General features: G+C 68.2%; 18 protein-coding genes. 10 read left to right on the forward strand and 8 right to left on the reverse strand.

Translation table 11 applies throughout. The annotated features are described in order from the left end of the window. Positions 1-11: 11 nt before the first annotated feature. On the reverse strand, positions 12-1,265 hold the full coding sequence (locus AC1RQF_RS19225) for an efflux RND transporter periplasmic adaptor subunit (protein WP_492872714.1): 1,254 nt from the start codon (positions 1,263-1,265) through the stop codon (positions 12-14). 248 nt (positions 1,266-1,513) lie between these two features. Then, on the reverse strand, positions 1,514-1,834 hold the full coding sequence (locus AC1RQF_RS19230; RefSeq protein WP_492872715.1) for a hypothetical protein: 321 nt from the start codon (positions 1,832-1,834) through the stop codon (positions 1,514-1,516). 505 nt (positions 1,835-2,339) lie between these two features. Here AC1RQF_RS19230 and AC1RQF_RS19235 point away from each other — a divergent pair. After that, the gene (locus AC1RQF_RS19235; protein WP_492872716.1) at positions 2,340-3,380 is read left to right on the forward strand and encodes a serine hydrolase domain-containing protein; all 1,041 of its coding nucleotides are present in this window, start codon (positions 2,340-2,342) and stop codon (positions 3,378-3,380) included. Between the two features lie 55 nt (positions 3,381-3,435). Here AC1RQF_RS19235 and AC1RQF_RS19240 read toward each other — a convergent pair whose 3' ends face one another. Next, positions 3,436-4,212 (reverse strand): DUF7868 domain-containing protein, encoded by a 777-nt coding sequence (locus AC1RQF_RS19240; RefSeq protein WP_492872717.1) that lies wholly within the window; start codon positions 4,210-4,212, stop codon positions 3,436-3,438. Positions 4,213-4,375: 163 nt separating this feature from the next. On the opposite strand from AC1RQF_RS19240, the gene sbcD reads away from it, so the two are divergent. From sbcD to AC1RQF_RS19255, 3 genes are all read left to right on the forward strand, one after another. Next, entirely contained in the window at positions 4,376-5,617 is a 1,242-nt protein-coding gene (sbcD, locus tag AC1RQF_RS19245; protein WP_492872718.1) for an exonuclease subunit SbcD, read from the forward strand. After that, a complete protein-coding gene (locus AC1RQF_RS19250; RefSeq protein ID WP_492872719.1) occupies positions 5,614-9,114 on the forward strand; it encodes an AAA family ATPase in 3,501 nt (1,166 codons plus the stop codon). The genes sbcD and AC1RQF_RS19250 overlap by 4 nt, the downstream gene beginning before the upstream one ends. 92 nt (positions 9,115-9,206) lie before the next feature. After that, positions 9,207-9,605, forward strand: coding sequence for a DUF1801 domain-containing protein (locus tag AC1RQF_RS19255; protein WP_273996977.1), 399 nt, complete (start codon positions 9,207-9,209; stop codon positions 9,603-9,605). Positions 9,606-9,632: 27 nt separating this feature from the next. Here the strand turns inward: AC1RQF_RS19255 and pdxR are convergent, their stop codons facing one another. Continuing rightward, positions 9,633-11,108 carry a MocR-like pyridoxine biosynthesis transcription factor PdxR gene (gene pdxR, locus AC1RQF_RS19260; RefSeq protein WP_492872720.1) on the reverse strand — a complete coding sequence of 492 codons (1,476 nt, stop codon included), beginning with the start codon at positions 11,106-11,108 and terminating at the stop codon, positions 9,633-9,635. 157 nt (positions 11,109-11,265) lie between these two features. Between pdxR and AC1RQF_RS19265 the strand changes: the two genes are divergently transcribed. From AC1RQF_RS19265 to AC1RQF_RS19285, 5 genes are all read left to right on the forward strand, one after another. Beyond that, complete coding sequence (locus tag AC1RQF_RS19265) at positions 11,266-12,054, forward strand: aldolase (RefSeq protein WP_492872721.1); 789 nt, start codon at positions 11,266-11,268, stop codon at positions 12,052-12,054. Between the two features lie 32 nt (positions 12,055-12,086). After that, positions 12,087-12,980, forward strand: coding sequence for a dihydrodipicolinate synthase family protein (locus AC1RQF_RS19270; RefSeq protein ID WP_492872722.1), 894 nt, complete (start codon positions 12,087-12,089; stop codon positions 12,978-12,980). 343 nt (positions 12,981-13,323) lie between these two features. Further along, the gene (locus AC1RQF_RS19275; RefSeq protein WP_273996981.1) at positions 13,324-14,499 is read left to right on the forward strand and encodes an ImmA/IrrE family metallo-endopeptidase; all 1,176 of its coding nucleotides are present in this window, start codon (positions 13,324-13,326) and stop codon (positions 14,497-14,499) included. Continuing rightward, a complete protein-coding gene (locus tag AC1RQF_RS19280; protein ID WP_492872723.1) occupies positions 14,496-14,993 on the forward strand; it encodes a PIN domain-containing protein in 498 nt (165 codons plus the stop codon). Before AC1RQF_RS19275 ends, AC1RQF_RS19280 begins: the two co-directional genes overlap by 4 nt. 107 nt (positions 14,994-15,100) lie before the next feature. Next, the gene (locus AC1RQF_RS19285; protein WP_273998437.1) at positions 15,101-15,316 is read left to right on the forward strand and encodes a DUF3820 family protein; all 216 of its coding nucleotides are present in this window, start codon (positions 15,101-15,103) and stop codon (positions 15,314-15,316) included. A gap of 170 nt (positions 15,317-15,486) precedes the next feature. On the opposite strand, the gene AC1RQF_RS19290 is transcribed toward AC1RQF_RS19285, so the two are convergent. Next, positions 15,487-16,179 (reverse strand): hypothetical protein, encoded by a 693-nt coding sequence (locus AC1RQF_RS19290; protein WP_492872724.1) that lies wholly within the window; start codon positions 16,177-16,179, stop codon positions 15,487-15,489. A 253-nt stretch (positions 16,180-16,432) separates the two neighbouring features. On the opposite strand from AC1RQF_RS19290, the gene AC1RQF_RS19295 reads away from it, so the two are divergent. Next, the gene (locus AC1RQF_RS19295) at positions 16,433-17,515 is read left to right on the forward strand and encodes an extracellular catalytic domain type 1 short-chain-length polyhydroxyalkanoate depolymerase (RefSeq protein ID WP_492872725.1); all 1,083 of its coding nucleotides are present in this window, start codon (positions 16,433-16,435) and stop codon (positions 17,513-17,515) included. 306 nt (positions 17,516-17,821) lie between these two features. Here AC1RQF_RS19295 and AC1RQF_RS19300 read toward each other — a convergent pair whose 3' ends face one another. From AC1RQF_RS19300 to AC1RQF_RS19310, 3 genes are read right to left on the reverse strand one after another with little or no spacing between them, the layout of a single operon-like run. After that, complete coding sequence (locus AC1RQF_RS19300; RefSeq protein WP_492872726.1) at positions 17,822-19,258, reverse strand: efflux transporter outer membrane subunit; 1,437 nt, start codon at positions 19,256-19,258, stop codon at positions 17,822-17,824. A gap of 46 nt (positions 19,259-19,304) precedes the next feature. Further along, positions 19,305-22,445: a multidrug efflux RND transporter permease subunit gene (locus AC1RQF_RS19305; protein WP_492872727.1), complete on the reverse strand. Its 3,141-nt coding sequence runs from the start codon at positions 22,443-22,445 to the stop codon at positions 19,305-19,307. 20 nt (positions 22,446-22,465) lie between these two features. After that, entirely contained in the window at positions 22,466-23,617 is a 1,152-nt protein-coding gene (locus AC1RQF_RS19310; protein WP_492872728.1) for an efflux RND transporter periplasmic adaptor subunit, read from the reverse strand. Between the last annotated feature and the right edge of the window lie 115 nt (positions 23,618-23,732).

Raw genomic sequence — 23,732 nt, forward strand, 5'->3', positions numbered from 1 at the left:
GCCCCGGGCCGTCAGGCCGCGCCCGCGGCGGCCGGCCGGGACGCGCGGGCCGGGTGAGACGCGTGCGCCGCGCCGGACGCCGAGGCCGCGCCCGAGGCCGGCGCGCCGCCGCCGGCGGGGCGCGCGGCGATCTGGATCGACGCGCCGTCGCTCAGGCGGTCGACGCCGTCCGTGACGACGCGCTGCCCGGCGGCCAGCCCGGCCGTGATCGCGGTGTAGCGGCCGTCGCTCGGCCCGAGCGTGATCTTGTGCACCGACACCGTCCGGTTCGGATTGACGAGATACACGTAATTGCCCGGCGCGCCGCTCTGCACCGCGGCGGTCGGCACCAGCACCGCGTCGTGCAGGGTGTCGACTTCCAGCCGCACGTTGACGAACTCGTTCGGGAACAGCGCCTCGTCTTCGTTGGCGAAGGACGCGCGCAGCGTGACCGTGCCCGTCGCGGTGGCCATCTGATTACTGATCGCATACAGCGTGCCGGTGGCGAGCGGGCGGTCGCCGTCGCTGCTGAACGCGGCGACGGGCAGCTTCGCCCCCGCGCCGACACGCTGCAACACCGCCGACAGTTCGTTCTGGGGCACCGTGAACTGCACCGTCATCGGCTTCATCTGCGTGATCACGACAATGCCGGTCGTGCTCGACGCGGTCACGTAGTTGCCCGGATCGACGAGCCGCAGGCCCACCCGGCCCGCCACGGGCGCGGTGATGTGGCAGTAGGCGAGATCGAGATCGTATTGCGCGATGCTGGCCCGATCGGCCTGTACCGCGGCCTCGTCCTGCCGCACCGTGAACTGCTGGTCCTGGTAGGTCTGCTCGGCGATCGACTTGTGTTCCGCGAGCTGCGCGTAGCGCGCGAGATCGGCGCGCGCCTGCGCGAGGCTCGCCTGGTCCTTCGCGAGCTGGGCCTGCGCCTGCTGCTTGCTGATCTGGTACTGGCGCGGATCGATCTGCGCGAGGAACTGCCCCTTCGCGACCTCCTCGCCCTCGTGATAGCCGACCTCGGTCAGATAGCCGCTCAGCTGCGGCAGCACGGTCACCGTCGCGACCGGCGTGACCGTGCCCAGCTCGTTGAGCGCCACCGGCATGTCGCCCGACGACGCGGTCGCCACGCTCACCACCTGGGCGGTCGGCCGGCGCGCGGGCTGCGCGCGATGCAGCAGGTGGAACACGATCAGCGCGATCAGCGCGGCCAGCACGCCGAGGGCAAGCCAACGGCGCCAATGGCGCCGTGAGGGAGGCGGGGGCGCTGCATTCGTCTCGTTCATATCCGTCTCCCGCGTCTTCGGTTCACGGCGTCGATCGCTTGAATTGTAGACGGCGCGCTCGATCGGGGCGCGCCGTCGCACGGGCTGGGGGTCACCGCGAACCGGCGCGCAGCGGGGCCGATGCAACGCGGCGCGACGGCGGGCGCGGCGCGCCTGGCGGCCGAGGAACGGAACGCCGCCCGGAACGCGTGGGGCGGCGTCGGCGCTGCGCAATGGCCGCGCCGCCTTCGGCGCGATTCAGTCCCTGCTTACCAGCGACGGTGCGACGCCCACTCCTGGCGGCCCCACCAGCGGCGGCCATCCCAGTAGCGGCCGCCGTGCCAGCCGATGCCGACGCCCACCCCGACCACGGGCACGCCGACCGGCACGACCGCCGGCACATAGGCCACCGGCAGCGGCACGACCACCACCGGCGGGGGCGGGGCGACATAGACGGGCGGCGGCGCGACGTAGACGGGCGCGGGCAGGCCGATCCCCACGCCGATCGAAACGCCCGCCACCGCGGCATGCATCGACAGGCACGCGGCCAGCGCGCCCGATCCCAGTACGACCCAACGTGCTGCTTTCATGTGTCCCCCTCATCACACACGTGACGCCTTCAATTTAGTGGAGCGCACAGCGAATGGGTATTACGAGGGTGTAACGCGAACTTTCGAAAAATAGCAATCGCGGGCGGGAGGCGGCTGCGGCGGAGTTGTCCACAAGGCGGCGGGTGATCCGGATTCGCCGCCCGACCGTTTCCTTTCGATTGCGCTACCATCGTGCTTCGCCATGCATGAGGCGGGACCGGCGTGGGCATGCGCCGATGCTCACGCGCCCGCCACGCATCGCACCATGCCCGCCGCGCCCCTTCCCCCGAGGTCCAGCATGCGTCACCGCGGTTATCCGTTCCGCTTGCCCGGATGCGCCGGGCCGGGTGCGACTCGCGGCAATGGCCGGCGTATCGCCGACTATCCCGTATCACCACACGACACGCGCGATGGCGGATCGCCCCCGCGGGGAATCCGTCTGAAATCGCCGCGGTCCGGCGCGCATGCGCCGGCCGATCGCTGAACCGTTCCGAGGAGAAATCGTTTGAGACAAGCCACGATCGCAGCCGCGCTCGCCCGGGCCGGCACGCCGATGGCGGTATGCGTCGCGAGCCGGCGCGCATCCGCGAACTGGAGCGCGGCCGCCGGTGCGGCGGATGCGTCCACCGGCCGTCCGCTCGGCGTCGACACGCCGCTGCGCGTCGCCAGCAATACGAAAATGTTCGTCGCGGCCGCGACGCTCAAACTGTGGGAACAGCGCGCGATCGACCTCGATGCGTCGATCGCGACACTGGCGAGCCCCGAGTTGGTCGCCTTGCTCGATGCGGGCGGCTATCGCACCGGTGCGATCACAGTGCGGCAGTTGTTGAGCCACAGCGCGGGGCTGTACGACCACGGCGAGGATCCGCGCTTCGTCGAGACCCTGCTCACGGACCCGTCGCATGCGTGGACGCGCGAGGAGCAGGTGCGCCTGTCGCTCGGTAGCGCCGCCGGCCCGCGCAGCGAGCCGGGTGCGCAGTTCAGCTATTCCGATACCGGCTACGTGCTGCTCGGCGACATCCTCGAACGCGTGACGGGCGCCTCGCTCGCGGCGGCGGTGCGGCAGGCGCTGCGCCTCGACGCGCGGCAACTGGACTCGACGTGGTGGGAGTGCGCCGAGCCCGCGCCGCCCGCGATCGAGCCGCGCGCGCGGCAATTCCTGAACGGCGTCGACATGACGGACGCCAATGCGACGATGGATCTCTACGGCGGCGGCGGACTCGTGATGTCCGCGCGGGATCTGGCCGGGCTGACGCTCGACCTGTTCGACGGCCGCGTGTTCGAGCACGCGGGCACGCTGGAGGAAATGCTGCGGCCCGGTTCGCACGCCGATGCGAATGCGTATCGGCTTGGCGTGTTCGTGGGAACGATCGGCGGCATGACCTGCTACTCGCATGCGGGGTTCTGGGGCACGGTGGTCTACTACGTGCCGCCCCTCGCGCTCGCGGTGGCCGGCGTGACGACGGAGCGCACCGCGCGCCCCGCGCTCGTGGCGTTGATCGAACAGGAGATCGCGGAAGCCGGACGGTCCGCGCACGCGACATGAGCGGCGGCATCGCGCGCCGGGCGCACGCCGCCGCCCTCGCCGGCGAGGCGCGACGTCAGCGTGCTTCGCGATCGCCTCCACGGTCCGGCGACAACGCGCCCTTTCGCCCGTCGAGCGCCTCCGCGCACACGCACACCCGGCCGACATGAAGGCTCACGCCAACAGGAAGCGGCCGTTGCGGGCGGATCGAAACGATGAGCTGCCGATCCCGGAGCATGGCTTCACTGCGCAGCCGGGCGGCATGCGACGTGATGTCGACGTAGTACCGCATCCCGTCGCAGATCGCATCGCAGTCGCGGGCATCGGACAGCGCCTTGTCCACCTGGAAACCGAAGCCGTTGCGAAAGCGCCGCAAACCCGTCCGTTCGGCCAGGATGGCGATTTCGATCCCGCCCCAGCCGAACATTTCGCAAGGGCCCGTCACGTCGAGCATGTCGACGTCGTCGTAAACAGGCATGCCGATGCGCATCTGATCTCTCCTTGCGCGTTCGATGACGAACCCCGGCCGATACGCGTCGCGCCGTCGTGATCGGTCGCGCGGGTGGCGAATGGCGTCGTCCGAACGCCGCCAGGAGACCGCAGCCGCTCCGGCACCGGACCCCGGCAAGCCAGGCGATTCCGGCCGCGCACCGCGATCTCGATATGCGTGGTCTTTCGACTCATCCCAGGAGAAATCGACATCGATGCACGGATCGAATTCGTCGCGGCCATAGGTGGGATGGCCGGGCCGCATGTCCTCCGCCGTCGGGGCAATGCGGATTGAAATGGGCGCGATCGGATTTGTCGGCAATGAGAAAGCCTTCGGCTCCGGATACGGCCTTGCTTCCTGCATTCGACGCCTCGATGCAGCCGTCGGACCGACGCCGTCGAGTCCCGGCGCGATATCGGAGCGGCGACCCGCCTCGGCGCACGCGACGCGTCCGCCGCACGCCGTCCCTCGCCCACTGCGCCGATCCGTTACCATTCGCCCAACCGATATTCATTCCCCTCCCACCATGCGCCTCCTCCACACCTCCGACTGGCACCTGGGCCAGAACTTCATGGGCAAGAGCCGCCAGGCGGAACATCAGGCGCTGATCGACTGGCTGCTGGCCCAGGTCGAGACGCACGCGGTCGACGCGGTCATCGTCGCCGGCGACATCTTCGACACCGGCACGCCTCCGAGCTATGCGCGCGAGCTATACAGCCGGCTCGTCGTGCGCCTGCACGAAGCGGGCGTCGCGCTGCTGCTGCTCGGCGGCAACCACGATTCCGTCGCCACGCTGCGCGAAAGCAGCGCGCTGCTCGAATGCCTGTCGGCCAGCGTCGTGCCGTCGGCCGAGGCGCCCGAGGCGCAAGTCCGCGTCCTGCCGCGACGCGGCGCGGGCCGGCAGGGCGAACCCGGCTGCGTGGTCTGCGCGATTCCGTTCATCCGCGCGCGCGACGTCATGCACAGCGCATTCGGCCAGAGCGCCGCCGACAAGCAGCAACAGTTGCTGCGCGCGATCCAGGGCTACTATCAGGCCACCTTCGATGCCGCGCAAACGCTGCGCGACACGCTCTCGCGCGAAACCGGCCGCAGGCTGCCGCTGATCGCCACCGGCCACCTGACGACGGTGGGCGCGAGCGCGACCGAATCGGTGCGCGACATCTACGTCGGCACCCTCGACGCGTTCCCGACCGCGGCCTTCCCGCCCGTCGACTATCTCGCGCTCGGCCACATCCATCGTCCGCAAAAGGTGGGCGGACATGAACACCTGCGCTACAGTGGCTCGCCGATCGCGCTCAGCTTCGACGAAGCCGCGCAACAAAAGGAAGTTCTGCTCGTCGACCTCGATGAAACCGGCTTCCGCTCCGCGACACCGCTGCCGGTGCCGGTGTTCCAGCGCCTCGTGCCGCTGCGCGGCAACCTGAAGGCCATCGCCGACGCGCTGCCGCGCATCGCGCGGGAGGCGACGCCCGAGCGGCCCGCCTGGGTCGAAATCACGGTGGCGGACGACGACTACCTGTCCGATCTTCCCGCGCGGATCCAGGCGTTGGCCGACGGGCAGCCGCTGGAGGTGCTGCGCATCCGCCGCGAACGCGGCAGTGCGGCCGCGCGGCTCGACGCCGACGCGGGCGTGACGCTCGACGAACTCGATCCGCACGACGTGTTCGCGCGCCGGCTCGCGCAGGAAAACCTCGACGACGCCTTGCGCGCATCGCTGACCGAACGCTACCGGTCGATCGTGGCGGACACCGAAGCGGGGGCGGCATGAAGATCCGCAGCCTGCGTCTCAAGAATCTCAATTCGTTGCGCGGCGAATGGCGCATCGACTTCACGCAGCCGCCATTCGCCGACAACGGCCTGTTCGCGATCACCGGCCCGACCGGCGCGGGCAAGTCGACGCTGCTCGACGCGATCTGCCTCGCGCTCTATCACGAGACGCCGCGCCTGAAGACCGTCTCGCAATCGGCGAACGACATCATGACGCGGCACACGGCAGACTGCCTCGCGGAAGTGGAGTTCGAGGTGAACGGCGAGGTCTATCGCGCGTTCTGGAGCCAGCGCCGCGCGCGCGACAAGGTGGACGGCGCGTTGCAAGCGCCGCGCGTGGAGCTGTCGCGCGTGGATCCGGCCACGGGCGACGGCGCGATCCTGACGAACCACGTCAGCGAAAAGCTCAAGCGCGTGACGGAGATCACGCGCCTCGACTTCCCGCGCTTCACGCGCTCGATGATGTTGGCGCAAGGCGGCTTCGCGGCTTTCCTGAACGCGACCGCGAACGATCGCGCGGAGTTGCTCGAAGAACTGACGGGCACCGAAATCTATGGCGAGATTTCGCGGCGCGTCTACGAACAAACCGGCGCGGCGCGCGAAAAACTGAAACACCTGCGCGCGCAGGCCGACGGCATGGATCTGCTCGCGCCCGAGCAGCGCGACGCGATGCAGCAGGCGCTCGGCACGGTCGCGCAGCAGCTCGCCACGCTCGCCGGGCAGACGACGACCTTGCGCGAGCATCGGCAATGGCGTCTCGACCTGACGCAAACCGGCGCCGCCGCCGACACGGCGCAGACGCGCGTGACGCAAGCGGACGCGGCGCTCGGCGCATCGGCCGGCGCGCTCGCGACGTTGGCGGCCAGCGATCCCGCCGAAGCGCTGCGACCCGGCCACGAGGCGCTCCGTCAGGCCGACGCCGCGTTCCGGCACACGGACAGCGAACTTGCCGTCCGTCGGCAGGAACGGGATACGCAAGCGGCCGCGCTGCGCCGCGCGCATGTGACGGCGGTCAACCTCGCGGAACGCGTCGACCGGCTCGCGCAAACGCAGTTGCAGGCGCTCGACGCCGAACAGCGCGAACTCGATGCATGGTGCGCGACGCACGCGCAGCGCGCGACGCTCGGCGAACGGATCGGCGCCTGGCGGCAGCAGTTCGCGCAGCGCGCGGCGCGCGGCGCCGATCTCGACGCGCGCGCGAACACCCGGGCCGAGCTGGAACGCAAACGCACGGCGGCGCACGACGCGCTCGCTCAGCACCAGACACGACTACAGCAGGCCGAGCAGGCGCGCGCCGCATCCGATGCGCGCGTGCGGGACTTGCACGCCGCGCAGGAGCAGCGCCTCGCCGGCCGCACGCTGATCGGCTTGCGACAGCACTGGCAAGCCGCGCAGCTTGCTTGCGGCACATGGCAGAAGCTCGACGCGCTGGCCGCGCGGCAACGTGCCCGCGCAGCCGATCGCGACGCGCTGGCGTCGCGCCTGGCCGCGAGCGAGGCGGAGATCGCCGTGCATGCGGGGCAACTGACGGAGCGGCAAGCGGCGCTCGATCGACTGAGCACGCAGGTGACGGACAAACAGACCCTGCTCGAACAGGAGCAAGTGATTCGCAGCCTCGCCGAGCATCGCGACCGGCTGGAATCGGGCAAGCCATGCCCGCTGTGCGGCGCGACCGAGCACCCGGCCATCTCGGCATACAGCAAGCTCGACGTATCGGCGACCCAGCGCGCGTTGCAGGCGCTGACCGCCGAGCGGCTCGAATCCGAGAAACACGTCCGCGCGCACGCCGAGGCGCTGTCCGCGCGTCGCGCGACGCACGACCAGCAGCGCGCGCAGCAAACGGCCCTGCTGACCGAACTCGCCGCCGCGCAACAGGAGTGGGACACCTCGCGCGCCGCGCTGACGCCGGACGGCTCGCTCGCGCCGGACGACTGGCGGCACGGCGAACGGATCGCCACGGGCCGAACCGCGGCGGAACGCGCGACGGACGCGCTGAAACACACGCTCGACGCCGTCGAGCAGGCGGAAGAGACCTTGAACGGCGCACGCAAGGCCGAGGCAGGCAACGTCGCGGCGCTCGAACAGGCACGCTCCGCGCATGCGCTGCACACGCAGTCGATCCAGGCACTGACCGAGCGGCTGGACGGTCTTGGACGCGAATTGGCCGACCTGCGCGCCGCGCACGCGCGCGACGAGGCCGCCCTGCTGACCTCGCTCGCCGAAGCGGACCTCGCCCGCGACGCCTTGCCGAACGATCCCGACGTCTGGCTGCGCGAACGCGACGACGCATGGCGGGAATGGCAGCGGACCCAGCAGCGCCTGCAAGCGCTGGCGCAAGCGCGTTCGCGGCAACAGACCCAGTGCGAGGTCGCCCGCGCCCAGCTCGCCGACTGGCGCGCGCGCACTCACACGTCCGCTCCGCAAGCGGACCTGTTCAGTTCGGATCAGGCCGTGGCGCACGACGAACCGGCCGACATGCATGCCCTCGACGCGCGCGACGACCCCGCGCAAGCACTCGCCGTCTGCGCGGCGCGCATCGACACCCTCACGCACGACGTCACCGCGCTCGAAGGCCGCCTCGCACAACTCGAGACATCGCACGCGCAACAACGCGCGGCGGTCGCGACGGCGGAAACCAACTGGCTCGCCGCACGCGCCGCCAGCCCCTTCGCCGACGACGCGGCCTTCCTCGCCGCGCTGCTGCCCGCCGACGAACGCAAGCGCCTGCATGAACTGAAGCACGGACTGGAACGGGAACAGCAGACGGCGCGCGCGCTGCTGCAAGCCGCGCAGGAAAAACTCGCCGGCCTGCGCGCGCAGGCGCGCACCGACGCGACGCTCGACACGCTGACCGAACACATCGACGCGCTCGACAAGGAAACCGCGGGCTTGAACGAACAGCTCGGCAGCGTGCGCGGCCTGCTCGCGCGCGACGACGCCTTGCGCCGCAGCCAGCAGGCGCTGCTCGAACAGATCCAGGCGCAGACCGCGGACACCGATCTCTGGCAACATCTCGACGCGCTGATCGGTTCGGCGCGCGGCGACAAGTTCCGCAAGTTCGCGCAGGGGCTCACGCTCGACCATCTGCTGATGCTCGCGAACCGTCACCTCGACCGCCTGCATGCGCGCTACCTGCTCAGGCGCAAGCCGAGCGGCGAGCTGGAACTGGAGATCGTCGACCGCTGGCAGGCCGACGTGACGCGCGACACGCGCACGCTGTCGGGCGGCGAAAGCTTCCTCGTCAGCCTGGCGCTCGCGCTCGCGCTGTCCGACCTCGTGAGCCACCGGACCTCGATCGATTCCCTGTTCCTCGACGAGGGATTCGGCACGCTCGACGGCGACACGCTCGAAATCGCCCTCGACGCGCTCGATGCGCTCAACGCGAGCGGCAAGATGATCGGCGTCATCAGCCACGTCGACGGGCTCAAGGAGCGCATCGCCACGCAGATCCGCGTGGAGAAAGGCGGCGGCATCGGGCATTCGCGGCTCGTCGTCTAGGCACGGCGTGCGCGGCGGCCGCCGTAGTGGAATAATCGACGCTCGGCCCGTCGTCCGGAGCCGGAGCCACATACGCACGAGGAGACAGAGCCATGACGCGCAGCGCATCGCAAGACCCGTCGTCCGCATCCCGGCTGATCGACGCGCGCATCGCGGAACTCGCCGATTGGCGCGGCGCGCTGCTGGCGCGGCTGCGGGCGCTGATCCACGCGGCCGATCCCGAGGTCGTCGAGGAATGGAAGTGGCGCGGCGTGCCCGTCTGGTCGCACGACGGCCTGATCTGCACCGGCGAGACCTACCAACGCGTCGTGAAGATGACCTTCGCGAAAGGCGCGGCGCTGCCGGATCCGGCGGGGCTTTTCAACGCAAGCCCCGAAGGCAGCACGCGCCGCGCGATCGATTTCCACGAAAGCGACGCGGTCGATGAAACGGCGTTGAAAGCGCTCATCCGCGCCGCCGTGCAGCTCAATCAGTCGAAAACCCGCCGTTGAACCGTCCCGCGTCCGTCGCGCCGCGCCTCACCCCGCCACGGCGCGCGCGATCGAGCCCAGCCGCCGGAACGTCGCGCGCAGCTCGCGCTCATCGAGGTTGCCGTACCCGAGCCGGATCGCCTGCACGTCCTCGTCCCGCTCGGTAAAGCGCCGCCCCGCCAGCAACGGAATGCCCGCGTCGGCCGCGCGCGCGACGAACGCGGGCACCGGCAAGCGCTCGGCGAAGCGCAGCCACAATGCGAGCCCGCCTGCCGGCAGCGTGAAGCGCACGTCGTCGCCGAAGCAGCGCTCGACCAGCGTCGCGCACAGATCGCGGCGCTGCGCGTAGGTCTTCAGCGCGCGCCGGATGTGCCGCCGCAGCTCGCCGCTCGCCATCAGCTCCGCGCACGCCAGCTCCGTCAGCGCGCTGCCTTGCCGGTCGATCAGCATGACCTGCGCGGCGCAGCGCTCGATCACCGCCTTCGACGCCACCACGAAGCCGATGCGCAGCCCCGGCGCGAGCACCTTCGACAGCGAGCCGATGAAGAACACCCGCTCGGGCGCCGCCATGCTCGCGAGCGGAAACACCGGGTTGTGCGTGAAATGAAACTCGGGATCGTAATCGTCCTCCACGATCATGAAGCCATGCCGGCGCGAGAGGTCGAGCAGCTTCAGGCGGCGGTCGGCCGGCAGCGTCACGGTGGTCGGAAACTGATGGTGCGGCGTCGTGAACACGGCGCGCACCGGCGTCTTGCGGCACACCGCATCGAGCGATTCCGGCACGAGGCCATGCTCGTCCAGCTCGACCGACGCGAGCGACGCGCCGCACGACAGGAACGCCGCGCGCGCCGGCGGATAGCTGAGCGATTCGAACGCGACGGTATCGCCGGGGCGCACCAGCAGGCGGGCCGCGAGAAAGATGCCCATCTGGCTGCCGCGCACCACGCAGATATTGTCCGCCGTGACCGTCAGCGCGCGCTCCGCGCGCAGCATCGCGGCGATCGCCTCGCGCAATGCCGGCTCGCCGCGCGGGTCGCCGTAGCCGAGCGGATTCGCGCGCGTCGCGGCCAGCGCATGACGAAACGCCCGCGACAGCGCATCGACCGCGACGAGCCGCGTGTCCGGCGTGCCGTCGCCGAACGCGCGCGGCGGCGCATCGGCGGCCGTCGCGCGCATCGCCGCGCGGCCGAGCGCGACGCCGTCGTTCGCGAGCCCCGCGTCGAAAACGGGTGCGTCCTCGCACGGCCGCGCCGTATCGCGCGACGGCAGCCGCGACGACACGAAGCTGCCGCGCTTGGGTTCGGTGTCGATCCAGCCGAGCGCGGCCAGCTCGTCGTAGGCGAGCACGACCGTCTTGCGGTTCACGCCCAGGTCCTGGGCCAGCACGCGGCTGCCGGGCAAGGCCGAGCCCGGCGTCAGGCGGCCGCTGCGAATGTCGTCGGCAATCGCGCGCACGATGCGCGCGTGCATCGATTCGTCGGCGTCGCGCGCCGGCTTGAGCAGCAGCTTCCAGTTGCGCAGCATCCGTACCCTCCTCCTCCTCATCTGGACCAGTAAAAATTATAAATCTGGATGTTTTTAATCATCCAGATTCTTCATAGGATGGCTTCTCCGCACCGGCATCCGGCCCACCCATCCGCGACGCCGGCCCGCCTTCCCCCTCGATACCGGGAGTTTTTCGATGGCCAATACCTTGACGCTGTCCAAGACCGAACTGATCGACACCGCGCACCAGCAGATGCGCACCGTCGTCCCCGAACTGCCGTGGTCCACGCGCGAGAAACTCGCGCTGACCTGCCGGATCCTGTTCGAACAGGGCCACGACTCCGGCCTCGCCGGGCAGATCACCGCGCGGGCGGATACGCCCGACACCTATTACACGCAGCGCTTCGGGCTCGGCTTCGACGAGATCACCGCGTCGAACCTCGTGCACGTGGATCAGGATCTGAAGCTGGTGTCGGGCGAAGGCATGCCGAATCCGGCGAACCGCTTCCACACCTGGGTCTATCGCGCGCGGCCTGATGTGAACTGCATCATCCATACGCATCCGCTGCACGTGGCCGCGCTGTCGATGCTCGAAGTGCCGCTCGTGATCGCGCAGATGGATCTGTGCCCGCTCCACGACGACTGCGCGTTCCTTGAACGCTGGCCCGGCGTGCCCGTGGGCAACGAGGAAGGCGAGATCATCTCCGGCGCGCTCGGCGACCGGCGCGCGATCCTGCTGGCGCATCACGGGCAGCTCGTGACCGGGCGCACGGTCGAGGAGGCGTGCGGGCTGGCGCTGCTGATCGAGCGCGCCGCCCGGTTGCAGCTGCTCGCGATGGCGGCGGGCGAGGTGAAGCCGATTCCGCCGGAGCTGGGCCGCGAGGCGCACGACTGGATTTCCACGCCGAAGCGCGATCAGGCGACCTTCGGGTATTTCGCGCGCCGGGTGCTGCGCAGCGATGCGCATCGCGACTGTGTGAACTGATGCGATTTCGACACTGAACAGGAGTACGCCTCATGACCTCCCCTGCTTTTCACGGCATCATCGCCTATCCCGTCACGCCGTTCCGCCACGATGGCGGCGTGGATCTGCCCGCGCTCGGCGAGCTGATCGACCGGCTCGTCGCGCGCGGCTCGCACGGCATCGCGCCGCTCGGCAGCACCGGGGAAAGCGCCTATCTCGACGACGCGGAATGGGAACAGGTTGCCGAGGCTTCGATTACGCGCGTCGCGAAGCGATTGCCCGTGATCGTCGGCATTTCGGACCTGACGACCCAGCGTGCGATCCGGCGCGCGCGCTTCGCGGAGCACACCGGCGCGGATGCGGTGATGGTGTTGCCGATCGCGTATTGGACGCTGAGCGAGGACGAGATCTTCGCGCACTACGCCGCGATCGCGGGCAAGATCGGCGTACCGATCATGGTCTACAACAACCCGGCGACGAGCGGCATCGACATGCGGCCCGAGTTGATCGCGAGGCTGGCGCGCGAGATCGACAACGTGACGATGATCAAGGAAAGCACCGGCGACATTCAGCGCATGCATCGGATCGTGCAGCTGACCGACGGGCGCGTGCCGTTTTTCAACGGAAGCAATCCGCTGGCGCTCGAGGCATTCGCGGCCGGCGCGGCCGGGTGGTGCACGGCCGCGCCGAATCTGTTGCCCGATGCGCCGAGGCGCTTGTATGACGCGTGCCGCGAGGGTGATCTGGCGCGCGCGAGAGAGGTGTTCTATGCGATGTTGCCGGTGTTGCAGTTCATTCTGAAGGGTGGGCTGCCGACTACGGTGAAGGCCGGGCTTGCGTTGCGCGGCCTTCCGGTGGGAGCGCCGCGTCCGCCGCTCGCGCCGCTTGCCGCGCCGGAGGTGGCGGTGCTGCGGGCGTTGCTTGCGGAGGCGGGCGAGGTTCAGTAGGCGCGGTGACGAGACGGGTGCGCATGCGCGGCGTTCGGCAGCGGCTTGCGCATCCGGATCGGATCGATTGGCGCGTCGCGAGATTCGGTTTCGCGGCGAAAATTTACTATTTTTAAGCGTGATTTTTCCCTAGAGGCACGTTCGCAGTCCCGATGACACCATTCGGGCAAACAGCCGCGGCACCCACCGATGCGATGCCATCGGAGATGGAGGATTCATCTTCGTGGCAGGGCGTCGCTTCATCCGCGTGCATACGCGGAGTACCCATCGATTCTTGCTGCGAGTAACATGGAGTCCTTCGGGCCGAAGCGGAAAGCGCGGCCATCCCGGTGCTGGAGCGACGATGACCAAACGCGAACCCGTGGCAGGATTACAGCCGGAATTGCTTCGATGGGCCAGAGAGACGGTCGGTCTTTCAGTCGAAGACGCGGCAATCATGTGCAAGGTCGCGACCGCCGATGTCGCGGCTTGGGAGGCCGGATACGACGCGCCCACTTACGCCCAGTTGGAAAAGCTCGCGTATCAGGTCTACAAGCGCCCCTTGGCTGTGTTCTTTCTCCCGACGCCGCCGGAGGAACACGCCCCGCAGCGCGAATTCCGAACACTTCCCCAGAGCGACATGCAGTCGCTTGCCCGCGACACCTACCTCCAGATCCGTCGCGCACACGCCTTCCAACTGTCGCTCGACGACGTATTTGCCGGCCATAACCCGGCAGACGCGCCCGTCTGGAAAGCGATCCGCCTTTCTCCACTCGCCCCGATCGTCGAGCAGGCAAAACGCGTCCGCGATGCCCTTGGGATCACGCTGCAAGAGCAGTCCGGATGGAAGAGCGACGAGCTGGCATTGAAGCGCTGGAGAAAAGCCGTCGAGGAGGCGGGTGTTTTTGTATTCAAGTCTTCCTTCAAGCAGGAAGATATTTCGGGCTTCTGCCTGATCGACGATACGTTTCCGCTGATCTACCTGAACAACGGCACGACGAAGACCCGGCAAACGTTCAGCATGCTTCACGAGCTTGCACACATACTGCTCGGCGTGAACGGTCTCAGCAAGTTCGATCCAGGCTACATCGATCATCTTCCGCAGGCCGAAAGGAACATCGAGCGGTTCTGCAACGCCATTGCCGCCGAGGTCCTCATTCCGTCGGCGGATTTCTCGCGGCATGCGGCCATGCTCCCCGGCAACGCCGAATCCGCTTCGGAGCGGGATTTTTCAGATCTCGCCGGCCGATACGGCGTGAGCCGCGAAGCCATTCTGCGCTGCCTGCTCGATCAGGGCCGCGTCAGTGCGTCGTTCTATCGCGACAAGGCAGACCAGTGGGCGTCGCAGAAAAAAGAGAGGGCCGGCGGCAGCTACTATCTGAACCAGGGCGCATACGTGAGCGATCGCTTTGCGCGGGAAGTCGTTGGCCGGCACTACCAGCACCAACTGACCCTGGAGCAGGCTGCGGATTTCCTCGGCATCAAACCCAGGAATTTCGCCGGCTTTGAAGAGCGTGTCCTGCACGGGGCGGAGACATGACCTATGTCTTCGATACGACTTCCATCCGCTCCCTTCAACACTTCTACCCGCGTGTCTTCAAGCGTATCTGGGAGGGTCTTGAAGCGCTTGTTTCGCAAAATCGGTTGATTTCGACTCGTGAGGTCCTGAACGAACTCGATCGTCAGGCTATCAGCGACGACGTGCTGAATTGGGCCAAGGAACATCGCGCGATTTTCTTGACCCCGAATGCCGAGGAGCTTCGCTTCGTCGCGACGATATTCCAGGTTCGGCATTTTCAAGCGCTGATTGGTCAACAGCAACGCTTGAAAGGCATGCCGGTCGCGGATCCATTTGTTATCGCATGCGCAAAGGTTCGCGATGGAACCCTTGTGACAGAAGAGGGATGGGCACGACCGAGCACGTCACTGACGCCGAAACCGCATGCCGCAAAGATTCCCAACGTTTGTGCCCACTTCGGCATTCCCTGTATCGATCTCGAAGAATTCATGCATCCGCAGGAATGGCATTTTTGACCATCCGCGCAGGATGGGGAGGCCGGCCCGCGTCAACGCACACGGGCTATGAGAACCGCCTCGCCATGCCGGACATCCTGGAATGGAAATCCGTGCACAATACGCCCATGCAAGCCCCAGACCTCGAACGCCTCGTCACCCTCGCCATGCCCTTCGGCAAATACAAAGGCCGGCTCATTGCCGATCTGCCCGGGCCGTACCTCAATTGGCTGGCTCGCGAAGGCTTCCCGCGAGGCGAGATCGGCCGCTTGCTCGCCCTGATGCACGAGATCGACCACAACGGGCTGACCCGCCTGCTCGAACCGCTGCGCAAACGCGTATAACGCCAATCAAACGCCGTCGACACGCCGCATCGATTCCGCGTTGATCGTCGATCACGATAAGACGAACCGCCTGAAACCTCCCGCAGGCCCGGAAGCATCGCGATACGCCCGTTTTCCCACGTCCCGAAGCGGCATGCACCACCCCGTCCGGCGATCTGCGGCGCGGAACCCTACTCGGTCACCTTGATTGTGTCGCGGATCTTGTCGATCAACGAAGCGCCTTCGGCCCCGTTCGAGCTTGAATAGCCCTGCGTGATGACGATCTGACGGCGGTCCGTCAAAACAGCCGTGATGCGAACCGTCCTGGGCGCTTCGCCGGCCTTGCTTCTTTCATAGCGGGTCACCAGGGCAGGTCTTCCGTCGAACGCCTCCAGCTTCGTCCCGTCGAAACGGATCAAGCTGGCACCCGTGGCCGTCAACGCCTCTCGCAGATGCGCTTGATTCAGGCGCGACACGGCTTCCGGTTCTTGCTGGGCCTCGCGTCGCACGACATCCGCAGCGCCGGGCGCCAAATCGATGGATTGAATCGACATCGACGCCGCTGCCGGCCCGGGGCCGGTTCGGGCAGCAAGCAGGGTGCGGGTCGATGCGGCCAGTTGGTGCTCGCCGATGCCGTTCGCTGCTTCGTTCACGTCATGCTGCAGACGATTCTTTCTGGAGTCGCTCAGCAGCAGCCAATCCGCCGGCAGGCTCAGGTCGATCCCTTCCGGCAGGTGAATCGGCACCAGCACCGGCGCGCCGGGTTGGCCGAGCGGCGCGGCATCGGCGGCGCGCGACGCGAGCGGCGCGAACAGCGCACCGACCGCGACGAGAAGCAGGGTGCTGCGGCGGACAGCGCCGATAAACCGGTGAGCGTGAGCCATGTTTGCGCGTTGTTGTTTAGCCGGGCTGCCGCGATTCTACCGAAAGCCCTCATGGCGGCTGTGCGCCGGGTTCCCGGCATCCGCGCCCGGCTCCGGCGCGGCCGTCGATTGAACGTCGACGCACGACTCGAATAGGCCTCACCGCCGCTCTCCGGCACACCGCATACGGGCCCGCGTTAGTATGCGGGTTGCCGTGCGGCTTCGAGCGCACCCCGTATCGCGGCGTGACATCGACGCCTTACCGCCCTCTCCCATGCCCAGGAAAAAAACCAGCGTCTGGCTCAGCGGTCTCGATCTGCTCTCCAGCCTGACGGGCGTGCGGCCGGGAAAGCGGAAAGCCGTCGCGCGCAAACCGACGACGGTCAAGACCGCTCCCCCGGTCGCCGCGCCGCGCGTCGGCACACCACGCACGGCTCGCCCGCCTTCGATACGGACAGCGGGACAGTGGGTCCGCTCGTTTCATTCCGCGCCTCCGCTGGCGGGACATCTCGTCAATCACCTCGCATACGCACTGTATCTGCCGCCCACGGCGGCGGCATCGCCGACGGGGCTGCCCCTCGTCGTGATGCTGCATGGCTGCCGGCAGACCGTGGAATCGTTCGCCGCCGGCACACGCATCTGCCAGCTCGCCGATCGCGCCGGATTCGCGGTGCTGCTTCCCGAGCAGGCGAAAACCACGCACCCTCATCGATGCTGGCACTGGCACGCGCATCCCGAGCACGCCGAAGCGCCGGCCGTCGCCTCGCTCGTCGCGGCGGTCGTCCGGGAACACGGCTTCGACCGCGAGCGCGTCCATCTCGCGGGCATCTCGGCGGGAGCGGGTCTCGCCACGGTTCTGGGGATCCACTATCCCGCGCTGTTCGCCGCCGTGGGCCTGCACTCGGCGCCCGTGTTCGGCGCGGCCGATTCCACCCTGAGCGCCATGCGCATCATGCGCAACGGCAGTCACGACGATCCGCTGCGCCTGATCGAGGCGTCCGTCGACCTGTCCCGCTATCCGGGCATGCCCGCCATCATCGTCCACGGCGAACTCGACGCCGTCGTCGCGAAGCGCAACGCCGAACAACTCAGCAGCGAATTTGCGCGGCTCAACCGGCTGGTCGATGCGGAAGGCGAGTTGCGCGTCGGCGAGCAGCGAACCTACACCCGCGATGCAGCCGACTATGTGGACTACCTGAAATCCGGCCGGCTCGTCGTGCGGGTTTGCATCGTTCGAGGCCTGGGCCATGCGTGGAGCGGCGGCGATCCTCGCGAAGCGTTTCATTCCGACAAGGGCCCCGACGCAACGGCGATGCTGTGGGACTTCTTTCGACGCCAGCGGCGCGGCTCGACGTGAAGCGTCCGGCGCCCCCCGCGATGCGCGGCGATTCCAGGAGGAATCGACCGTTCGAACGACACCTTGCCGCTCGGGCAAGCGGCGCCGACCCACTGCCGCGCAAGCGCTGACCGGCCATGACAAACGTCGCGCCGCGCGGGCGGCATCGGCCGTCGCGCGAGGCTATCGGCCCCTGCTTGCCGGCGTCGCGCGCCCCAGCCGGCGACATGTCCCGGACCTTCAAAAAAAATGGACAGGAGAACTCCCTGTCCAAAGACCACCAACGCTCACCTTCTCTCGAAACCGGCGGCATGCGCCGCCCGCCAATCAGGGCTTCGTATCCGTCGACGCGGTCAGATCGGCCTCGGTCAACCCGCCGCCCAGCGCCTTGTAAAGCGCAACCGAATTACTGAATTCGGCCAGCCGCAGATCGAGCAAGGTCTGCCGCGCCGCATACAGCTGCCGCTGCGAATCGAGCAACTCCAGCCGCCCCTCGACCCCCGCGCGATAACGCAGGTTCGACAATGTCGTGCGCCGTTCGGCGCTCACCACGACCCGAGTCTGCGCATTGATCTGCCGGCCGAACGTCTCCTGCCCGGCCAACCCGTCCGCGACCTCCTTGAACGCCACCTGAATCGCGCGCTCGTATTCCGCAATCGCGCTCGACTTGCGCACCTCCGCGAGCCGCAGCTCCGAGCGCAGCCGCCCGCCCTGGAACAGCGGCACCGTCACCTGCGGCGAAAACGCCCAGGTGCGATGATCGCCGTCGAACAGGCTTCCCATCGCCGGGCTGATGAACCCGAGCGACGTCGTCAGCGACAACCTCGGGAAAAACGCCGCGCGCGCCGCGCCGATATCCGCATTCGCCGCCACGAGATTCTGCTCGGCCTGCAGGATGTCCGGCCGACGGAACAGCAGTTCCGACGGCAAGCCGGCCGGCAGCTGCGTGATGACCGGCTGCTGATTCAGCGGGATCGGCTCGGGCAGATCCGTGGGCAACTCGCGCCCCACCAGCAGCCGCAGCGCATTGCGCGCCTGCTCCACGGCGCGCGAGCGCGCTTCCAGATCGGCATCGGCGCTCGCCACCTGCCCTTCGGCCTGCGCGATATCCAGTCCGCTCGCCTGATGCGCCTCCTTCAGGCGCCGCGCGAGATCCAGCGACTGCTGCCAGTCCGCCAAGGTGTGCTCGGCCAGCGCCCGCTGCTCGAACGCGGCGCGCTCCGCGAAATACGCGTCCGCCACCGCCCCGACCAGCGTGATCTGCGCCGCGCGCCGCCCTTCGTCGGTCGCCAGGTAACGCGCAAACGCCGCATCCGACAGCGACTTGACGCGCCCGAACAGATCGATCTCGAACGAACTGATCCCGATCCCCAGGCCCACCTGTTTCTGGATGCTCTCGGGCACCGGCGGATTGAGATCGGCATTGGCCGGCGTCCGCTGGCGCGAGCCGCTCAGCGACGCATCGACCGACGGCAGGCGCGCCGCCCGCTGGATCCCGTACTGCGCGCGCGCCGCCTCGACGTTCAAGGTCGCGATCCGCAGATCGCGATTGTTCTCGAGCGCCAGCTCGATCAAGCGCTGCAAGCGGCGATCGCCGAACATGCCGCGCCAGCCCAGATCCGCCGCATGCACCCGGCTCGCGGGCGCGGCGGCGCCCGCCGACGTCGTATAGGCCGCCGGCACCGGCAGGTCCGGCTTGACCAGCGTCGGGGCCAGCGAACACGCCGACAGCGCCAGCACGATGGGAAGAATCAGCAACCTCATGACATCCACTCTTTTCTCAACGTGAAGAACAGGCCGTGACATGGTCTCAACCCTCCTGTGCATGGCCCGGCGCGGCGGGCTTGCGCGCCGCGCGCCATGCTTCGATGCGTTCCTGGATGCCCATCACGAACACGTAGAACACCGGCACGAAGAAGATCGCCAGCACGGTGGCGGTCACCATTCCGCCGAACACGCCGGTCCCGATCGCGTGCTGCGTCTCGGCGCTCGCGCCCGTCGCGATCACGAGCGGCACCACGCCGAGGCCGAATGCCAGCGAGGTCATCAGGATCGGGCGCAGGCGCAGCTTGGCCGACTGCACGGCGGCCTCGATCAGCCCCTTGCCTTCCTCGCGCAGCTGCTTCGCGAACTCCACGATCAGGATCGCGTTCTTCGCCGACAAACCGATCACGGTGATCATCCCGACCTTGAAGAACACGTCGTTCGGCAGGCCGCGCAGCATCACCGCGCCGATCGCGCCGATCAGGCCCAGCGGCACCACCAGCATCACCGACAGCGGGATCGACCAGCTCTCGTACAGCGCGGCCAGCACCAGGAACACCACGATCATCGACAGCGCCATCAGCATCGGCGCCTGCGACGCCGACTGGCGTTCCTGCAGCGACTGCCCGGTCCACGCGACCGAGAAGCCCTTCGGCAGCTGCTCGGCCAGGTGCTCCATCTCCGCCATGGCCGCGCCGCTCGAATAGCCGGGCGCCGCGGTGCCCGAGATCCGCGCGGACGGGTAGCCCTGGAAGCGCACCAGCTGCAGCGGCGTTTCCGTCCACACCGGCTGAACCACTTCCGACAGCGGCACCATGCCGCCGCTCGCGTTGCGCACGTAGAGCTTCATCACGTTGTCGAGCTGCATCCGCGCCGACGTATCGGCCTGGATGATCACCTGCTGCATGCGGCCCGCGTTCGGGAAATCGTTCACGTAGGTCGAGCCCATCGCGGCCGACAGCGTGTCGCTGATGCTCGTGAACGACACGCCGAGCGCTTCGGCCTTCTGCCGGTCGATGTCGAGGCGAATGCTGGTGCCCGCCGGCAGGCTGTCCGGATAGACGCCCGTCACGATCCTGCTTTGCGCCGCCAGTTCGAGCAGCTTGGCTTCGGCCGCCTTGAGCGCCGCGTTGCCCTGGTTCGCGCGATCCTGCAGGCGCATCGTGAAGCCCGCGCTGTTGCCCAGCTCGTCGATCGCGGGCGGCATCAGGCTCATCACCATCCCTTCCGTCACGCCGGCCATCGCCTGTTGCGCGCGCAACGCTTCGTCATACGCGGTCGCGCCGTTGCGCGCGTCCCAGTCCTTCAGCACGCTGAAGTTCAGCGCGGCGTTCGGCCCCGAACCCGAGAAGCCGTAGCCGATCACCGACACGCTCGCCTTGATCGACGGCCGCGACGCGAGATGCTTCTCCAGTTTCCCCATCACGTCCGAGGTGCGTTCGCTCGTCGAATCCGCGGGCATCAGGAAGCTGGTGATGAAGTAGCCCTGGTCTTCTTCCGGCAGGAACGACGACGGCAGCATGCGGAACCCGATCACCAGCGCGCCGCAGAGCGCGACGAACAGCAGCATCACGCGGCCCGCGCGGCCGACCAGGCGGCCGACGCGGGTTTCATACCAGTGCGTGAGGCGGTCGAAGCGGCGGTTGAACCAGCCGAAGAAGCCGCGCTTCTCGTGGTGGCCCGGCTCGACCGGCTTGAGCATGGTCGCGCACAGGGCCGGCGTCAGCGTCAGCGCGAGCAGCGCCGAGAACAGGATCGAGACCGCCATCGACAGCGTGAACTGCTGGTAGATCACGCCCACCGAGCCGCTCGCGAGGCCCATCGGAATGAACACGGCGGTCAGCACCAGCGTGATGCCGATGATCGCGCCCGTGATCTCCTTCATCGCCTTGATGGTCGCCTCCTTCGGCGACAGGCCTTCCTCCGCCATCAGGCGCTCGACGTTCTCGACGACCACGATGGCGTCGTCGACGATGATGCCGATCGCGAGCACCATGCCGAACATGGTCAGCACGTTGATCGAGAAGCCGGTCGCCAGCATCACCGTGAAGGTGCCGAGCAGCGCCACCGGCGCGACGATCGCCGGGATCAGCGTGTAGCGCACGTTCTGCAGGAACAGGTACATCACGAGGAACACCAGCACCATGGCCTCGATCAGCGTGTGCAGCACCTTCTCGATCGAGATCTTGACGAACGGCGAGGTGTCGAACGGCACCGAGTAGGTCATGCCGGACGGCATCGCCTTGCCGATCTCGACGAGACGCGCGCGGATCGAGTCCGCGGTCTTGACCGCGTTCGCGCCCGGCGACAGCTGCACCGCCGCGAACGAGGCGGGCGTGCCGTTCTCGCGGTTCACGAAGTTGTACGACTGCGAGCCCAGCTCGACGCGCGCGACATCGCCGAGCACGACTTTCGAGCCGTCCGCGTTGGCGCGCAGCACGATCGCGGCGAACTGCTCGGGCGTCGACAGCTGGCCCTGCGCCGTCAGCGGCACGGTCACGCGCTGGCCTTCCCGCGCCGGGTTCGCGCCGATGCTGCCGGGCGCGATCTGCACGTTCTGCTGCCCGATCGCGTTCGTCAGGTCGGTCATCGACAGGCCGTAGGTGATCAGCTTGTTCGGATCGACCCAGATGCGCATCGCGCGTTCGGAACCGAACAGCTGCACGCGGCCCACGCCTTCGATCCGCCGCAGTTCCTCCGCGACGCTGCGCGCCATGTAGTCGTTCAGGTCGCCTTCGCTGAAGCGGCCCGAATCGGAACGCAGGCTGATGAACATCAGGAAGCCGGACGACGCCGATTCCACGATCACGCCGTTCTGGCGCACCACGGGCGGCAGGCGCGGCTCGACGGCCTTGAGCTTGTTTTGCACGTCGACCTGCGCGAGCGCCGGGTCCGTGCCGGGCTTGAACGTCACGGTGATCTGCGCGCCGCCCGAGGTGTCGGCCGACGATTCGAAGTAGAGCAGGTTCTTGACGCCCGACAGCTCACGCTCGATCAGGCTCAGCACCCCGTCGCTCATGGTTTGCGGCGTCGAGCCGGGATAAGTGGCGTTGATCGTGACGGACGGCGGCGCGACCGACGGATAGCGTGCGATCGGCAGCTGCGGGATCGCGATCAGCCCCATCAGGATGATGAAGAGCGCGATCACCCACGCGAACACCGGACGCCGGATAAAGAATTGAGCCATGACGCTGTGCTCCCCGTGATTCAGTGCCGGGCGGCCGAGGCCGCCTCGGGCGACGTCCAGTCGCTCGCGGTGACCGCCGCGCCGTCGGTGAGACGCTCCATGCCCTCGACCACGACCTTCTGGCCGGGCTGCACGCCGGCGCGGATCCGGTAGCGGCGCTCCGCCAGCTCGCCCAGCTCGATCTGCTTCAGGTGCACGTTGCCCTTCGCGTCGAGCGTCCAGATCTGCGGCTTGCCGCCCGAGCGCACCACCGCCTGCTGCGGCACCGTGAGCGCATCCTTGTAGTTCGCGCGCGTGAGCCGCGCACGCACGTACATGCCCGGCAGCAGTTGACGCTGCGGGTTGTCCACGAGCACGCGCACGAGCACGTCGCCGGTGCCGGCGTCGACGTTGACGCCCGAGAACAGGATGCGGCCCCGCATCGCATACGGTTCGCCATTGTCGCGCAGCAGCGTGACCGGAAGGCCGTCGTTCGCGCCGCCGTGCCTGGCGAGTTCGTCGCGCAGCGCTTCGAGCGACGCCGCCGGCTGGCGCACGTCCACATACACCTGGTCGATCTGCTGGATGCGCGCCATCGGGTTGGCGTCCGTGCTGGCGACGAGCGCGCCTTCGGTCACGAGCGCCTGATCGATGCGGCCGGAAATCGGCGCGTCCACCGTGGCGAACTTCAGGTCGAGCTGGCGGCGCGCGAGCGCGGCGCGCGCCTGCGCGACGTCGGCCGCGGCCTGGTCGCGCTGCGTCACCGCGTCGTCATACACCTGCCGGCTGATCGCGTCCGCCTCGACGAGCGGCTGGAGGCGCGCGGTCTGCACCTTGGCGCGCGCGAGCGCGGCCTCGGCGCGTTGCAGCGCGGCCGCGGCGGTATCCATGTCGGCCTTGAACGGCGCGGGGTTGATCTGGAACAGCGATTGGCCCGCACGCACCTCGGTGCCCTGCTCGAACATCCGCCGCAACACGATGCCGCTCACCTGCGGACGGATCTCGGCGATCCGCACGGCCGCCACGCGGCCCGGCAGATCCTCGGTGATTTGCAGGGGCGCCTGCCTCACCGCGGTCGCGGCCACCGGCACCGCGACCGGTCCGGCCTGCTGCTCGGATTGTCCACATCCCGCCAGCAACGCGACCACCAGCGCGCATACGCCGCCCGTGCGGCATAGTCGTTCGTTCTTCATATCAATGGTTCCTCAGGTTGCCGGCGGCCAATCGCCAGCTCAACACGGACGCCAGTGTGAACGGGTCCGATGGGGTTTCCTCTGCGTTAATATGGAGATTCAATGGAGATGCAAC

Source organism: Burkholderia sp. GW821-FHT14F03 (assembly GCF_058803765.1).

What these genes read in the sequence shown, in the direction of transcription:
- AC1RQF_RS19290 (WP_492872724.1), bottom strand. Translation starts at nt 16,179, where the DNA reads ATGGCTCACGCTCACCGGTTTATCGGCGCTGTCCGCCGCAGCACCCTG.
- AC1RQF_RS19270 (WP_492872722.1), top strand. Translation starts at nt 12,087, where the DNA reads ATGACCTCCCCTGCTTTTCACGGCATCATCGCCTATCCCGTCACGCCG.
- AC1RQF_RS19295 (WP_492872725.1), top strand. Translation starts at nt 16,433, where the DNA reads ATGCCCAGGAAAAAAACCAGCGTCTGGCTCAGCGGTCTCGATCTGCTC.
- AC1RQF_RS19240 (WP_492872717.1), bottom strand. Translation starts at nt 4,212, where the DNA reads ATGCAGGAAGCAAGGCCGTATCCGGAGCCGAAGGCTTTCTCATTGCCG.
- AC1RQF_RS19265 (WP_492872721.1), top strand. Translation starts at nt 11,266, where the DNA reads ATGGCCAATACCTTGACGCTGTCCAAGACCGAACTGATCGACACCGCG.
- sbcD (WP_492872718.1), top strand. Translation starts at nt 4,376, where the DNA reads ATGCGCCTCCTCCACACCTCCGACTGGCACCTGGGCCAGAACTTCATG.
- AC1RQF_RS19230 (WP_492872715.1), bottom strand. Translation starts at nt 1,834, where the DNA reads ATGAAAGCAGCACGTTGGGTCGTACTGGGATCGGGCGCGCTGGCCGCG.
- pdxR (WP_492872720.1), bottom strand. Translation starts at nt 11,108, where the DNA reads ATGCTGCGCAACTGGAAGCTGCTGCTCAAGCCGGCGCGCGACGCCGAC.
- AC1RQF_RS19285 (WP_273998437.1), top strand. Translation starts at nt 15,101, where the DNA reads ATGCAAGCCCCAGACCTCGAACGCCTCGTCACCCTCGCCATGCCCTTC.
- AC1RQF_RS19300 (WP_492872726.1), bottom strand. Translation starts at nt 19,258, where the DNA reads ATGAGGTTGCTGATTCTTCCCATCGTGCTGGCGCTGTCGGCGTGTTCG.
- AC1RQF_RS19225 (WP_492872714.1), bottom strand. Translation starts at nt 1,265, where the DNA reads ATGAACGAGACGAATGCAGCGCCCCCGCCTCCCTCACGGCGCCATTGG.
- AC1RQF_RS19275 (WP_273996981.1), top strand. Translation starts at nt 13,324, where the DNA reads ATGACCAAACGCGAACCCGTGGCAGGATTACAGCCGGAATTGCTTCGA.
- AC1RQF_RS19255 (WP_273996977.1), top strand. Translation starts at nt 9,207, where the DNA reads ATGACGCGCAGCGCATCGCAAGACCCGTCGTCCGCATCCCGGCTGATC.
- AC1RQF_RS19280 (WP_492872723.1), top strand. Translation starts at nt 14,496, where the DNA reads ATGACCTATGTCTTCGATACGACTTCCATCCGCTCCCTTCAACACTTC.
- AC1RQF_RS19305 (WP_492872727.1), bottom strand. Translation starts at nt 22,445, where the DNA reads ATGGCTCAATTCTTTATCCGGCGTCCGGTGTTCGCGTGGGTGATCGCG.
- AC1RQF_RS19250 (WP_492872719.1), top strand. Translation starts at nt 5,614, where the DNA reads ATGAAGATCCGCAGCCTGCGTCTCAAGAATCTCAATTCGTTGCGCGGC.
- AC1RQF_RS19310 (WP_492872728.1), bottom strand. Translation starts at nt 23,617, where the DNA reads ATGAAGAACGAACGACTATGCCGCACGGGCGGCGTATGCGCGCTGGTG.